At 45.9% G+C, this 12658-nt stretch carries 17 protein-coding genes; 14 read left to right on the forward strand and 3 right to left on the reverse strand.

Going from position 1 to position 12658, the window contains the following annotated elements; translation table 11 throughout:
* Positions 1–3: 3 nt before the first annotated feature.
* Positions 4–723: a lipid-binding SYLF domain-containing protein gene (locus ACOCF6_RS18405; RefSeq protein WP_482461780.1), complete on the forward strand. Its 720-nt coding sequence runs from the start codon at positions 4–6 to the stop codon at positions 721–723.
* A 202-nt stretch (positions 724–925) separates the two neighbouring features.
* Here ACOCF6_RS18405 and ACOCF6_RS18410 read toward each other — a convergent pair whose 3' ends face one another.
* On the reverse strand, positions 926–1081 hold the full coding sequence (locus ACOCF6_RS18410; RefSeq protein ID WP_482461781.1) for a hypothetical protein: 156 nt from the start codon (positions 1079–1081) through the stop codon (positions 926–928).
* 173 nt (positions 1082–1254) lie between these two features.
* Here ACOCF6_RS18410 and ACOCF6_RS18415 point away from each other — a divergent pair, with 173 nt between their 5' ends.
* The 5 genes from ACOCF6_RS18415 (at position 1255) to istB (ending at position 6027) form a co-directional block, all read left to right on the forward strand.
* A complete protein-coding gene (locus ACOCF6_RS18415; RefSeq protein WP_482461782.1) occupies positions 1255–1908 on the forward strand; it encodes a protein-L-isoaspartate(D-aspartate) O-methyltransferase in 654 nt (217 codons plus the stop codon).
* Positions 1909–2004: 96 nt separating this feature from the next.
* Positions 2005–2409: a DUF4124 domain-containing protein gene (locus tag ACOCF6_RS18420; protein WP_482461783.1), complete on the forward strand. Its 405-nt coding sequence runs from the start codon at positions 2005–2007 to the stop codon at positions 2407–2409.
* A gap of 345 nt (positions 2410–2754) precedes the next feature.
* Positions 2755–3513 (forward strand): hypothetical protein, encoded by a 759-nt coding sequence (locus ACOCF6_RS18425; RefSeq protein ID WP_482461784.1) that lies wholly within the window; start codon positions 2755–2757, stop codon positions 3511–3513.
* Positions 3514–3785: 272 nt separating this feature from the next.
* Positions 3786–5303 (forward strand): IS21 family transposase, encoded by a 1518-nt coding sequence (gene istA / locus ACOCF6_RS18430; RefSeq protein ID WP_482458892.1) that lies wholly within the window; start codon positions 3786–3788, stop codon positions 5301–5303.
* Positions 5290–6027, forward strand: a complete 738-nt coding sequence (gene istB, locus ACOCF6_RS18435; protein WP_482458893.1) for an IS21-like element helper ATPase IstB — start codon at positions 5290–5292, stop codon at positions 6025–6027. The genes istA and istB overlap by 14 nt, the downstream gene beginning before the upstream one ends.
* Positions 6028–6141: 114 nt before the next feature.
* Here istB and ACOCF6_RS18440 read toward each other — a convergent pair whose 3' ends face one another.
* Positions 6142–6612 carry a hypothetical protein gene (locus tag ACOCF6_RS18440; protein ID WP_482461785.1) on the reverse strand — a complete coding sequence of 157 codons (471 nt, stop codon included), beginning with the start codon at positions 6610–6612 and terminating at the stop codon, positions 6142–6144.
* An 82-nt stretch (positions 6613–6694) separates the two neighbouring features.
* Here ACOCF6_RS18440 and ACOCF6_RS18445 point away from each other — a divergent pair, with 82 nt between their 5' ends.
* The 3 genes from ACOCF6_RS18445 to ACOCF6_RS18455 all read left to right on the forward strand — a co-directional run bounded on the left by ACOCF6_RS18445 (position 6695) and on the right by ACOCF6_RS18455 (position 8721).
* Positions 6695–7345: a hypothetical protein gene (locus tag ACOCF6_RS18445; RefSeq protein WP_482461786.1), complete on the forward strand. Its 651-nt coding sequence runs from the start codon at positions 6695–6697 to the stop codon at positions 7343–7345.
* A gap of 91 nt (positions 7346–7436) precedes the next feature.
* Positions 7437–8249 carry a hypothetical protein gene (locus ACOCF6_RS18450; protein ID WP_482461787.1) on the forward strand — a complete coding sequence of 271 codons (813 nt, stop codon included), beginning with the start codon at positions 7437–7439 and terminating at the stop codon, positions 8247–8249.
* Positions 8250–8547: 298 nt separating this feature from the next.
* Positions 8548–8721 carry a DpnD/PcfM family protein gene (locus tag ACOCF6_RS18455; protein WP_482461788.1) on the forward strand — a complete coding sequence of 58 codons (174 nt, stop codon included), beginning with the start codon at positions 8548–8550 and terminating at the stop codon, positions 8719–8721.
* Positions 8722–8934: 213 nt separating this feature from the next.
* On the opposite strand, the gene ACOCF6_RS18460 is transcribed toward ACOCF6_RS18455, so the two are convergent.
* The gene (locus ACOCF6_RS18460; protein WP_482461789.1) at positions 8935–9642 is read right to left on the reverse strand and encodes a hypothetical protein; all 708 of its coding nucleotides are present in this window, start codon (positions 9640–9642) and stop codon (positions 8935–8937) included.
* Between the two features lie 159 nt (positions 9643–9801).
* Here ACOCF6_RS18460 and ACOCF6_RS18465 point away from each other — a divergent pair, with 159 nt between their 5' ends.
* The 5 genes from ACOCF6_RS18465 (at position 9802) to ACOCF6_RS18485 (ending at position 12630) form a co-directional block, all read left to right on the forward strand.
* The gene (locus ACOCF6_RS18465; protein WP_482461790.1) at positions 9802–10374 is read left to right on the forward strand and encodes a hypothetical protein; all 573 of its coding nucleotides are present in this window, start codon (positions 9802–9804) and stop codon (positions 10372–10374) included.
* Positions 10368–10556 carry a hypothetical protein gene (locus tag ACOCF6_RS18470; RefSeq protein ID WP_482461791.1) on the forward strand — a complete coding sequence of 63 codons (189 nt, stop codon included), beginning with the start codon at positions 10368–10370 and terminating at the stop codon, positions 10554–10556. Before ACOCF6_RS18465 ends, ACOCF6_RS18470 begins: the two co-directional genes overlap by 7 nt.
* Entirely contained in the window at positions 10553–11011 is a 459-nt protein-coding gene (locus tag ACOCF6_RS18475) for a hypothetical protein (RefSeq protein WP_482461792.1), read from the forward strand. The genes ACOCF6_RS18470 and ACOCF6_RS18475 overlap by 4 nt, the downstream gene beginning before the upstream one ends.
* On the forward strand, positions 11001–12110 hold the full coding sequence (locus ACOCF6_RS18480; RefSeq protein ID WP_482461793.1) for an ATP-binding protein: 1110 nt from the start codon (positions 11001–11003) through the stop codon (positions 12108–12110). Before ACOCF6_RS18475 ends, ACOCF6_RS18480 begins: the two co-directional genes overlap by 11 nt.
* A 211-nt stretch (positions 12111–12321) precedes the next feature.
* Entirely contained in the window at positions 12322–12630 is a 309-nt protein-coding gene (locus ACOCF6_RS18485; protein ID WP_482461794.1) for a hypothetical protein, read from the forward strand.
* Positions 12631–12658: the final 28 nt, after the last annotated feature.

Consider the following 12658-nt stretch of genomic DNA (forward strand, 5'->3'; position numbering starts at 1 on the left):
GTCATGAAAAAAACAGTACACATGTGGAAGAGTTGTCTATGGGCAGTGAGCGGCATCATTATGTTGGTGATGATTGTGTGCCTGCGTAGCACTGCACTCGCCTCGGATAAGGCGGAAGCGCAGTCGCTGGTCGATAAATCCAAGGGAACCCTCACCGATCTGATGAGTGATGACCATTATACCTGGCTGCACGATCACCTCAAATCCGCCAAAGGTGTGGTCATCTTCCCGCAGATTCTCAAAGCGGGATTTTTTCTGGGCGGCTCCGGCGGAACCGGTGTCCTGCTGGTGCGTAACGAGGCAACCGGTACCTGGAGCGATCCCGCTTTCTACACGCTTGGTTCAGTGACGTTCGGCCTTCAGTTCGGGGCTGAGGCGGCGGAAGTGGTCATGCTGGCGGTGAACCAGAGGGCCATTGATTCGCTGCTCTCATCTTCCGTGAAGCTGGGAGGGGATGTCTCTGTTGCCGTCGGTCCAATCGGCGGCGGGGCAAAAGGGGCGCTGATGATTCCGGAGGTGCGGGCTGATTTTGTTTCCTTTACCAAGACAAAAGGTCTGTATGGCGGGCTCAACCTTGAGGGATCCGTGATGCAGGTCAGGGCCGGCCTCAACCATTCATACTACGGCAAAGTGGTCACGCCGAAGGATATCCTGATACGGAAAGCGGGTGGTGAAGCGGGCGCCAATGAGCTCCGCTCGGTCCTGGAAAGGGCTTCCAGGTAACTTCTTCTTATCGCATCGGCATGACATGAGGCCGGAATCCGGTTTAGTAAGTTAGAAATTATTTTTTGCGTTTTTCAGGCAGAAAATAACTTCGTTAACGCACTTATCCAGTTTATCTGGGCTTAGGCAGAAAGAGCGGGGCTGCATGCACAACCCCTCTCTTTCTCTTTCTCCTGCGGATGATACTCTTCACACTATATAGTTAATGATCCGGTTCAATTGCTATCGGCTCACAGACGTTGTTTTTGTCGTGGGCCGTGGCTTCACATCTGGCACAGCTGAACTCGGCCTCGCCGGTCAATGTGCCGAGCAGCCGGGAATCGGTCACAGCGCAAACTTTCACTTGTTCGCCTGACATGACATGCACCTCCTTTTTCGTGAACATCCTTCTGCTTCATACCTATTATACTATGCGTTTCCGGCACAAATGAACAGTGTCGCCATAGGGGCGAAAGGCATGCTGAACCGAGCTGCGGATCGTGCTAAAATACAGGTATGGCAGAGTTGGTCGAGCACAGGGGGATGAGGCGCATGAACGACTTTTCTACACTGCGGAAACTGATGGTGGAACAGCAGCTGGTGCCGATGGGGATTTACGACCAGGCCGTGTTGGCCGCCATGGCAGCGGTCCCGCGGGAGGAGTTTGTTCCACCCGACATGCGCACACGGTCCTACGAGGACGGCCCGCTTTCCATTGGTCAGGGGCAGACCATTTCCCAGCCTTTTATCGTGGCCTACATGGCCCAGGTCCTGGAATTGAAGCGCACTGACCGGGTGCTGGAGATCGGGACCGGTTCCGGCTATGCCGCGGCCGTCGTGAGCCGCATCGCAGCTGAGGTCCACAGCATCGAACGACTGCCCAGGCTGGCTGATTCGGCGCGGGTGCGTCTGGAAGGATTGGGCTATCTCAATATCCACGTGCACGTGGGGGATGGAAGTCTGGGGTTGCCCGGCCATGCTCCCTACGACGCCATCGTAGTGACCGCCGGTGCGCCGTGGGTGCCGGAGGAGCTCAAACAGCAGCTGTCTCTGGGGGGGCGGTTGGTGCTGCCGGTGGGGAAACATCTTGATCTGCAGGAGCTTGTCAGGGTACGCCGCACAGGGGCGCACGGGTATTCGACCGAAAGGCTGATGGGGGTCCGCTTTGTTCCCCTGGTCGGTGCAGACGGCTGGCAAGGGGGCTGAAGAGGCTGTCGCCAGAATAGTCCTTTCCTGGAGGCTCAATCGCGTTATACTATCGATATATAATAACTGGTTATCAGCCGAGAAACGAGGTGTCCCATGTTTAGAATTGCAATCATACTGGCAGTGGTCTTCTGCAGTGTGCCTTCCGTTAATGCCGATACCTACAGGTGGACTGACGACAAGGGGGTGGTCAATTTTACAGACGACCCCAGAGTGATCCCGGACAGATACAGAATAAAGGCACAGAAAGGGGAAGATATCACCATTAGCAATCCCAAGGTCCAGCAGGAACTCAAGGCGCAGGAGGAGAAGGCGCGTCAGCAGGAAAACAGCAGGCCGCGTATTGTTCCCACCCCTGACTATGTACCGCCTCCGCTTCCTGTGGTAGTGGCGCCCAAATCCGACTCGGATGAACTCCCGCCCGGACGTCCCAAAAGCCAGCGTATCCGGGAGAATGTTGAACGGCGTGAGGCAGAGGAAAAGGGCCTGCAGCAAAAGTAAGTGTACGAGAAGGTTGCTGGATTATTACCAATGCAGGAAATGATGTACTACGAACAGAATGTGTCGTACGTTGTTTCGCTGTGTGCTGCCTGCCTAAACGACCCCTAAGGTGTAATCCGCACGTGCGTAATAAAAATAAAAGGGGTTGGCCGTATCGGCTAACCCCTTGTAATTTTTGGTGGGCGCTACTGGGATTGAACCAGTGACCCCTGCCGTGTGAAGACGTTCCCCTGACCTAAATAGCTGAATTATAAACAGATATATTTTAGTTATCTGTTTCCCGCCTAGTATTTTGAGTTATTCCTCAGCAGTTTCACACATAACATTCACCATAGGAGGTGACGTATGAACTACATGGATACTCTTCAGGCCATCAACCCTATTGCTGCGCTCAAAGCCCTTGGAATAGAAGCTACAATCAAAGGAGCTTATCTGAACTTCCCTTGTCAGTGCGGGAAGACCGCAGTTCTTAAGGCATATGGAGATAAAAAGAACGTTATGTATTGTCCAGGATGCAAGGCGACGGGTCATATTATCAAAATGACCATGGAAAAGAAAGCCCTTGATTGGGAGGGAGCTAAAAAGTTCCTCAAGGACTACATGCCAACTGACAAGCTTATCGAGAATAAGCTCAGTTTCGAGTATGACCTCCAGTATACCAATCATCTGGAAGCACGTGGGTTAACTAAAGAATTTTGCGCTAAAATGGGTGTTGGAAGACCAAAAGGAAAAACCATGCTTGCCGGAACAATTGCATTTATCATTCTTGATCGTGAGCGTGACCCTATCGCCTACTATGGTCTGAGGATCAAAGACCAGCGTCCAGTCTTTCACAAATCGTTCAATCCAGAACTCTATCTCTACAACTTCCATAATATCGAAGAATACAACGAAGTGTTTTTTACAACTGACATCTGGAAGTGTCTGTATATTATTCAAAAAGGAGGAGCAGCCGTTTGTAACTTTGGCTTGCCCTACCTTTCAATCAGCCACACGGAGATGTTGCAGAAATTCCAAGCCGTTCTGTATGTAAAGGACGACAATATTTCAGAGATTAAAAAACAAGTCCTAAAGATGGACAATTTCTTTAAGTTTGTAGACTAAAAAAAGAATCCCTGCTAGATACTAGTGGGGATTTTTAATTGGGAGGGATTATGTTTAAAAAATCAGATTCAGTTGTCTTAGGATTCATTATGTATATGCTGATTCCTTATGCTGTACTTGGTTTTACCACAGAATCCTACAGCTGGCAGGATTGTGAATCGGCATGCAATATTGACCCACTTAGGGGGATAATCGGCGTCCAAAATTGACCCACCTCAGCACCTTCCTCCATACTCTCTGGAACCAACCAGAGAGAGGAGTACCGAAAGGAGATGCTGAACGTGGAAACCATCCGCAAAGTCCGTCACGCCCACTACCGAGATGGCAAAGGCATCCGGGAGATAACCCGCGAATTCAACCTTGCCAGGAACACCGTCAGAACCATCCTCCGCACCGGCATGACCGACCAGAAGTACGTAAGGACTGAACAGCCACGTCCGAAGCTCGGCTCCTTTGAAGCCAGCCTTTCTGAATGGCTGGCTGAGGACAACAGCAAGCCTGTTCGCCATCGCAGAAGCTCTCAGATCCTGTTTGAGCAGCTACAGCGTGCAGGATACGAAGGAGGCTATGACAGCGTCCGCCGCTATGTGAGCAACTGGAAGAAAGCAGACGGCACGGCTGCTGTAAAGGCCTTCATACCCCTTGCCTATGACCCTGGTGACGCTTTCCAGTTCGACTGGAGTTACGAGAAGGTCGAACTCGGTGGTGTCCCCGTAGAGATAAAGATCGCCCACTTCCGCCTGTGTCACAGCCGCAAACCGTTCTGTGTCGCCTATACCCGTGAAACTCTTGAGATGGTCATGGATGCCCATGTCCGGGCCTTCGAGTTCTTTGGCGGTGTCTGCAGGCGAGGCATCTACGACAACCTGAAGACGGTAGTTACCAAGGTGCTGATGGGCAAAGACCGGGTGTTCAACCGTCGCTTCCAGAACCTGGCCTCCCACTACCTGTTTGAACCGGTAGCCTGTACGCCAGCCGCAGGTTGGGAGAAGGGACAGGTCGAGAACCAGGTCGGCGTAGTCAGGAAACGTTTCTTTGCCCAGCGTAGGCGGTTCAAGGACGTGGCTGAGTTGAACGAATGGCTACTGGACCAGTGCCGCAATCACGCCGCCACTTTCAAGCATCCCGAGCTCAGGACCAGAACCATTGACGAGGTGTTTGCCGAAGAGCGCAACCGTCTGCTGAGTATGCCGTCTCCGTTTGATGGTTATCAGGAAAGCGTTGCGCGTGTGTCGCCGCAGCTCCTGATCAGCTTCGACCGCAACCGTTACAGCGTCAATGCGATGGCTGTCGGTAAAACAGTCTCAGTACGTGCATACGCAAGCCGGGTGATCATCGTAATGAACGGCACAACGGTTGGAGTCCACGACCGTAACCTCAGTCGTGACAAGGTCATCTACGACCCCTGGCATTATATCGCCGTACTGGAGCAGAAACCGGGAGCCTTGCGAAACGGTGCCCCCTTCAAGGAATGGGATCTGCCGGAATCGATGGGTGAGGTCAGAAAGATACTGGCGGAACGCAGCGACGGAGATCGCCAGTTCGTGGGGATATTGAGCGTCGTCCGTCGTTATGGCTTGGAAGCCGTGGCAGAAGCGTGCGCCAAATCGATAGCCGACAAGACGGTCAGCAGCGATGTCATACTCACCATTCTGTCACGCACACACGATGAGCCGCAACCGGAACCGCTGCAGCCGTCAGCACAGTTGCCGCTGCTCAGGTTGGTCCCGGTGGTGGACTGTTACCGCTATGACCGCCTCCTCTCGGGAGGTGCCTATGGTACTGCGTGACCGACTGATGGAAGCCATCGGGACGCTCGGACTGTACGGAATGAAGTCCATCCTTGATGAGGTGCTGGCGGCAGGGATAAAGAGTCGGGCCACTCCGGACAAGATACTGTGCGACCTCCTGGAAGCGGAGATGGCGGAGAGGAAGTTAAGAAGCATCCGTTACCGCATGAGTCTGGCCAGGTTCCCGGTAGACAAGGATCTCGACCGGTTCGAGTTCGCAGCCACACCAGTCAATGAGATGCAAGTCAGAACCCTCTATGATGGCAGCTTCCTGTCCGATCACAGCAACATCATCATGGTCGGCGGTACCGGAACCGGCAAGACGCACCTTGCCATCTCCATAGCTCGGCAGAGTATCAGAAATGGCAGGAAAGCCAGGTTCTTCAACGTACTGGATCTGGTGAACCAGTTGGAGCAGGAGAAACTCGACAACCGGGGTGGCAAGCTGGCGGAACACCTGGCAAGGCATGACCTGGTTGTCCTTGACGAACTGGGTTACCTGCCATTCTCCAAGAACGGCGGCCAACTCCTGTTCCACCTGATCTCGAAGCTTTACGAGAGAACATCGCTGATCATAACAACCAACCTGACGTTCGGCGAATGGCCACAGGTATTCGGGGATGGAAAGATGACGACAGCCCTGCTGGACAGGATCACTCATCACTGCGAGATAGTGGAAACCGGAAATGAAAGCTGGAGAATCAGAACGAGGATAAACAACTAAAAACTACTGCTGGGGTGGGTCAAAATTGAACGCCTATAGCGGGTCAAAATTCAATGCCGATTGACACCTCTCTCTCGCAGTTTGTAAATTGTCAATATCCATCTTAGTTATTTTTCAGTATCCACCAATGATACTCCTACCACTTAAATTTAGAGGTGGTTCATCTGAAACATTCTCGATGTCAAAAATAGTTTTGCATTTCGGACAATGTACCGATCCTGGATTCCATTCCTGGAGGATATGAATCTGTTTTTCTACTATACAAATTGGACATGCAAAATGGACAGGATCACCTTTGAAACGATACACGAAAGCTTTTGCATTCGTTTTGATAAGATCATAATTATTAACTTTATCATCCCAACTCTTTTTCTCCCGCATTTCTTCTTTTAGCTGATGGTTCTCCTCCTGAAGACGAAGCAGATCTTCTCGAACCTGGAATAGGTCGTCCTGAACCTTCCCTATTTTTTCCAAAGCCTCTGATACCTTTTCTTTAACCTTCTGATCAACCGTCTGATCGAGAGTAAATTTCAAAGCATCTTTTGCGAACTTTATCCCTGCATATGCCGCTGCAAAATCTATCATCAATGCCTCCAAATCCTGTTTTTATCAAATTACCACAGTGTTAGAGCAAATATACAAATAATTTAATTATTTATTTACACGTATGCAGAAAACTGATCGCCACGTTATCCGGCAATTTTTAGAACAAGTCGATTGGGTCACTGTTTCCTCAATGGCTCTTTTAATGTTCGGCAATAAGCAAAAGGAGAGCGTCAGAATTGCTAACGCCTGCCTTTATATGATGGCGCGCACCAAAAGGACAGACGCTATCAAGCGCCTTGCCTGTCCCTATGCCGTGGTATATGCCAAAGCCCAGACCAAGCGCAAGCGACTTGGCACCAGCATGTTTGATCACGACAACAAAACTCGTGAGTGCATAGCTAAATATATCCACGACCGAAGCTCTGAGCTTATTCAGAGCCTTCACTTACATGTTCCATCAGACGCCTATATCAAGGATGTCTTTTTTGAGATGGACAACGGCCACATGACCGACAAACAGCTGAGGGAGAAGCTGGAGAGGTATTACACGAAGCCTGGGGCGTTTCAGGTTGTGTTCTTTATGGCGTCGCCATACAAAGCCCACTGGAGGACCAGGGACAGGATTTTAGATGATGAACAGCGCAGACTGAAGAAGATTCTGATTCTTGCAAAGGAGATGTTGCCCCAAAAGCCCAACCGAGTGATTGCGGCTTCCTATGAGCAATTTCTAGAAGACGGAAAGCTTTACAATTTCAAGGGAGAAAATGTTTAATATCCCTATTTCCATGTACACTTTCAAAAAGTATGTTATTTTAATTTAGCCAGGTTGTCGTTGAAAAATATTATCTAGAGTGGAGGATATTTTGCAAATAATTCTCAGGATTATTTTAGTAGCTTGTCTGGTCTCAGTTTCTTTTTCAGATGGATTTTGTTTTTTTGATAAAATATCCGTTTCAAGCAAAATGAAAGATATGGCTAAATCATTAGCCATTAAAACAGTTTCCAATGGAAACAATAGCAAATTAGATGTTGAGAGTGTTTCTGTATTAGAAGTTGGTAAGAATAAGGGGAATGGATCACCAGTTAAATACCAAATTAAGGGATATATAACCTACAAGGATCTTGAAGATTATCCCCCAGGATATACAGGTGGCTTTCCAATTTATATACGGAATATGACAGACAAGAAAAAGCCATATAATAATGTTGAAGTTTTTAGATATTCTACAGATGAATTTGATAAGCTTGTTATTTGTTCAGATTCTGGTGTTTGCTTAAATGAAGGAGAAAAAGTTCAAATTACATATCGTTATGAAGCCTCTTCAAATAACTCTACAGCCAATAATACTCAAGCAGCTAATAATTCATCATCAAATAAAGTTGAAGCTACTAAAGTAACTTTGAGCATAAAATCTAGAAAAAATGGTGAAGATATTAGACGTGATGTAACGGTTGGGAAATTAATAACTCTTAAAAATGGAACTAAAATAAAATTATTGGAATTTACAAAAAATATTGAAAACTTTGCTCCTGAATTAAAAGGTGCTGCTGCAAAAATTGAATACAGTTCTAAAAATAATAAGGTAGTTCAGACAATACTTGTCTATGAAAAACATCACGAGATTAATCAACAACAAAAAACTGATGAAATATTGACATTGATCAAGATCAAATAGCTAGCAAGTAATTGTACTTCTTTTGCACATAATCCACCCTATAGGAATCTCTCCGCTACATTAAAAAGACAGGACCGCTCCGCTTCCCGAAACGTCTTTTCACTATTCTTGACGAAGGACCATAATCAGCCAAGACTGTTTCACAGACATGTCTGCTTACGTCCATTCGTTTTTCTTCAAAGGAAAAAAAGACCATTCAGAATCCTGTCTTTTTAATTCCGCTACGCTCCACCTGGACTAGCTCCGCTTCCCTTTCAGTGCCAAGGAAAAACTCCTTGAGCCTAGAAGGGAGGTTGGTATGTTTAAAAAAATTTACAATATTGAGATTGAAGAGAGTTTGGTGAGAGTGGTTAGCATCAAGGCTGATTCACACTATGACGCTTTGTGTAAAGCTAAGAAACAGTATGATGATGAAGAAATCATCTTGAGTTCTTTCGACTACAATGGAGTTGTGTTTAGAAATGTAAGATAGGATTTTTCCCGATTAAATTCGGGAGTTTTCCTTGTCCCTTTCAGTGTAGCTACGCAGTCAAGGTCCTTACTAGGGTAACCTCACGTTCCACCCCCAGAAGAATTATTCAACAGTACCACCCCCTGTTAAAGATTCAGTTTTCAAACTGAAGGTAAGATTATGTAGATTCAATTCTAGATTATAATGGGAACTTAACTAAGGGGTAACTTGCTGTTAAATTTGTAATTTTTGAGTTAACCAGTTATCTAAATCAATTTTCAATAATCGACTAAAATCATCAAAAAAATAAGAATGAACCACTGTTTCTGAAAAACCAACATGATCTTTACATATTTTTTTATTTGTAAAATATTCGTCAAAAAGTCCTGAAGACATGAGTTTGAAAATTATTGAATCACTTATTTCATCAATATTTATACTGTAACCTCGTTCTTCATTTTCCCATTTGTTGCATATCTCGGAATATAATCTATAGGCGTGGGATGAAAAGAAATAATTTGGTTTTCTGAAGAAAAGCCTATTTATATTTATATCCTCTTTTGGAATATTGTTTGCGCAATATGTCAGTAGCATTGTGTAGACAAAGACATTTATAGCGTGGGGGGGAATACATTCATCAACTTGATACTGAGTAATTCCAAGCATTTTATACGTAAATTTATTTTTATTATATAATTCAATTTTCTCTTCCCATTCATAACATAGATACATGGTAGATATGAAACATAAATAATCAAGTAAACTTCCTTCAAAGATACCTTTCTCTTTAAGTTTCCCAATGTCGTTATAAGCTGTCTGCATCATACCTTTAGAAATACCTAAATCACCTATAATTAAGTCCTGAAAAGGACTTAATTCTCCCATCTTTTCTAATATTTCTAAATAGTATGCATGTTTCTTTAAAATAAATTTCCTGTCCATAATTCCTCCAAGAAATAAAAATATCATTCAAACATATATATGTCAATAATAATAAATTAGGATAATATCCTAAATAATGGGTTGACAATCTGTGTGGGTATTCTATTATCGAATTAGCGTTACAACACACACGTTTAAAATTGTTTTTGGGAGGATAGTATGGCTCACGAAGAGAAAGTGCTTGAATTATTGCAGGTTATAAAGATTGCCGATGATAAGACTATCGGCGAGATTATGGCGCATCGTGGAATTTGGACAGCTGGAACTTCAGCCCGTAACCAATCCAACAGAGCTATGAAGGAACTTGCAGACGTAGGAAAACTTGAGAAGGGAAACGGCTTTTACCGGACTTTAGACTGTAAATCAGAATATAAGGGTCACGCCAAACTTTTAACCTCCTGCCTAGCTGAAATTCTTAAGACCCCACATCACCCAACCATATACAGAGAACAGACATTCTTAAATGGACTGCGAAGTGATGCCGTTATTCTTTTAAATAATAAGGATAAAGCCTCGTGTTTCATTCTCGAAGTTTGCCACAGCGAAACGCATGAATATCTGAAGGGAAAGCATGATGAATGGTTGAGGCAAGGAATATCTAAAACCCTGTCAGAGCTGTTTGGATTCAAAATACCATTTGCGGCCTTTGTCTGCGAAGGAAAGGAGACTGGATTTGCGACCCCGCTTAAAGATGTCCTCTCTAACCTCAGAAAAGGAGATTTGCCATGTTAAGTCTAACTGAATTGATCGTTAACCCTTATTTGTTGTGTTCCCTGGTTCTGATCACTGGCTACATCATCGGAAGAGTACACGGAGAGAAACTGGCGCTTACCGCAATAACCATGAATCAGGTGAAAGCAGACAGTGACCGTGCGTGGCAGGAAACCATCAAAAGATTTGGAGGTGTGAAATGAACGAACTTCAAGCAAGACCAAGTTTTGACCTCTCCACAGTGGCCGGGATGATGGGAAACATCACACCTCACCAGCTTCCATCTCTTAACCCTAACGCTGGAATCTTTGGTGCATGGAAGTACAAAAAGAAAATGGAACTGGCAGCAGCAGGATTTGACGCCGATGCAAGAATTGCAGGAAGTCAGAACGCTATGGTTCAGGCTCGCACTGAAATGATTATGACTGTTCTTTTGGCAGGAGACCGCTTCAAGGCTGAATGTCATAAGCTTGAACATGAAACCATCATGCGGGATTATGACAAGCAGTACCGCCAAGAAGAAGTCACTGGCATTAAGTTGCAGAATCAAATTCTTTACGAACAATCCAGAGAAGCTAAGTACTCAGCCGACACTGCGGAACTGGATTACAGGGCAAGGAGCAAAGCAATCAGGGCGGAATTCGGCGATGATTTCTAATTTTAGGATTGGAAATACGCCGTCGTATTCTCCTGTAAAGATTACGGAGGGCGACCGCTATAAACACATCTTCATTGCTGGAATGCCTGGGGCGGGTAAAACTGCCCTGCTTTCCAATATGTGGAGGCAGGACTGTATTTTGAAAACTGCCAAGGTGCTGATAGATCCTTCAGGATTCTTTGCTCAGGACGCTTACTCGATGAGTGGTGGTATCTATTGTTCGATTGATAATCCGGTCGGCATAAACCCAATGATGGACGGTTATGCACCTGATGACATCGCAGATAATTTGATTGAGTGCATAAATCAAGTTGTTGAATTATCTACTGAAAATGTTTCTTTAACCGTAAGGATGAGATCAATTTTGAGGGAAGCAATTCTCTGGTGTTTGGAAAATAGCCGTAGGCGTTTGGATAGTGTAGTGGATTATCTGAAGAACCGAGCCAATGGACACGCCGAGACGCGCCAGAGTCTCATTGACCGCATCAATCTATTCATTCAGGACAAACGGATGCACACGATTCTTTGTGAAGCGCCTCCGATTAACTGGGAGGATATCATAGAGAATAAGCGGACCTTCATTCTGGACTGCCACGGTATGAGTGAAGACAAGATGATTTTTCTCGGGACTCTCATAACTCATGGAATTAAAAGTTATTTGAGATATTCGAGAAAGACAGAATACAAACCGCTTGCCCTATATATTGATGAGTGCCACCTGTTTATTAATCCCAACTACTTCACTATTTTGAAAGAGGGGAGAAAATACCATGTCTCAGCAATCCTTGCGACTCAGGACTTCGCTAGTATGCCCAAGCAGCTCACCGAAACAATACTTTCCAACGTCGGAACGCTTGTATCCTTCCGTGTCGGATATATGGAAGCATCGCTACTGTCCAGAGAGTTCCCAAGCTTGCAGACTAAAGACCTGCAAAGCCTGCCTAAATTTCATTGTGCATTTCGAACATTCAGTGGGGAGGGTATAGCTAAGACGATGGCTCCTCCGTTTGTCAAAAAGAAAAAACCGCAACGCACTGAGTTATTTAAAGAAAAGTTTAAATTTGGATGGTTCGCATTAGACGGGTCTTGCCCTGCGTAAATGACTTTGACCATATACGCAGCAGGCGTTCGCTGAAGCTCAAAACGAGTGGAAACCTGCCAGCAATGGAGAGGGGTAACTTCTGGAGCCTTCTGTGGCGAACCGTGTCAAGTATCCAATAGGAGAAGGCTGAGGGTATTTGGCTAAAACAGACCATCGTTTTTCACGGCTCCTCTGAACCAAGGGGAGCCTCATTAAGACGGGAGATAAGATGGAACTCTTAACCGCCAAGGACGTTGCAGTAATAATGAAAACCTCAGAATGGTTTATCTATAAGCACTTCAGCGTCTTTGGTGGATTTAAAATAAAGGGTGTTGTCCGTTTCGAAAAATCTGTTGTAGAGGAGGTGCTAAATGGGAGCATATCGGCATCAAGGGAAATGGCGGTTCGACTTCATGAAGAACGGTCAGAGGTACACGGACAGCGGATTCGAAACGAAGCAGGAAGCAAAAGCGGCAGAAGCAGAGGCAAGAAAGAAAATAGGCAAGATAAATACGGACTTCTTGAAACTCTGCACTAAAAAGCTTGAGGACATTGAAATCAAGCGC

The organism is Geobacter psychrophilus (assembly GCF_056821595.1).

Coding starts and splice junctions, on each gene's coding strand:
- ACOCF6_RS18475 (WP_482461792.1), top strand. CDS start 10,553: ATGAACGAACTTCAAGCAAGACCAAGTTTTGACCTCTCCACAGTGGCC.
- ACOCF6_RS18455 (WP_482461788.1), top strand. CDS start 8,548: ATGTTTAAAAAAATTTACAATATTGAGATTGAAGAGAGTTTGGTGAGA.
- ACOCF6_RS18465 (WP_482461790.1), top strand. CDS start 9,802: ATGGCTCACGAAGAGAAAGTGCTTGAATTATTGCAGGTTATAAAGATT.
- ACOCF6_RS18485 (WP_482461794.1), top strand. CDS start 12,322: ATGGAACTCTTAACCGCCAAGGACGTTGCAGTAATAATGAAAACCTCA.
- ACOCF6_RS18470 (WP_482461791.1), top strand. CDS start 10,368: ATGTTAAGTCTAACTGAATTGATCGTTAACCCTTATTTGTTGTGTTCC.
- ACOCF6_RS18415 (WP_482461782.1), top strand. CDS start 1,255: ATGAACGACTTTTCTACACTGCGGAAACTGATGGTGGAACAGCAGCTG.
- ACOCF6_RS18405 (WP_482461780.1), top strand. CDS start 4: ATGAAAAAAACAGTACACATGTGGAAGAGTTGTCTATGGGCAGTGAGC.
- istA (WP_482458892.1), top strand. CDS start 3,786: ATGCTGAACGTGGAAACCATCCGCAAAGTCCGTCACGCCCACTACCGA.
- ACOCF6_RS18440 (WP_482461785.1), bottom strand. CDS start 6,612: ATGATAGATTTTGCAGCGGCATATGCAGGGATAAAGTTCGCAAAAGAT.
- ACOCF6_RS18420 (WP_482461783.1), top strand. CDS start 2,005: ATGTTTAGAATTGCAATCATACTGGCAGTGGTCTTCTGCAGTGTGCCT.
- ACOCF6_RS18425 (WP_482461784.1), top strand. CDS start 2,755: ATGAACTACATGGATACTCTTCAGGCCATCAACCCTATTGCTGCGCTC.
- ACOCF6_RS18460 (WP_482461789.1), bottom strand. CDS start 9,642: ATGGACAGGAAATTTATTTTAAAGAAACATGCATACTATTTAGAAATA.
- istB (WP_482458893.1), top strand. CDS start 5,290: ATGGTACTGCGTGACCGACTGATGGAAGCCATCGGGACGCTCGGACTG.
- ACOCF6_RS18445 (WP_482461786.1), top strand. CDS start 6,695: ATGCAGAAAACTGATCGCCACGTTATCCGGCAATTTTTAGAACAAGTC.
- ACOCF6_RS18410 (WP_482461781.1), bottom strand. CDS start 1,081: ATGTCAGGCGAACAAGTGAAAGTTTGCGCTGTGACCGATTCCCGGCTG.
- ACOCF6_RS18480 (WP_482461793.1), top strand. CDS start 11,001: ATGATTTCTAATTTTAGGATTGGAAATACGCCGTCGTATTCTCCTGTA.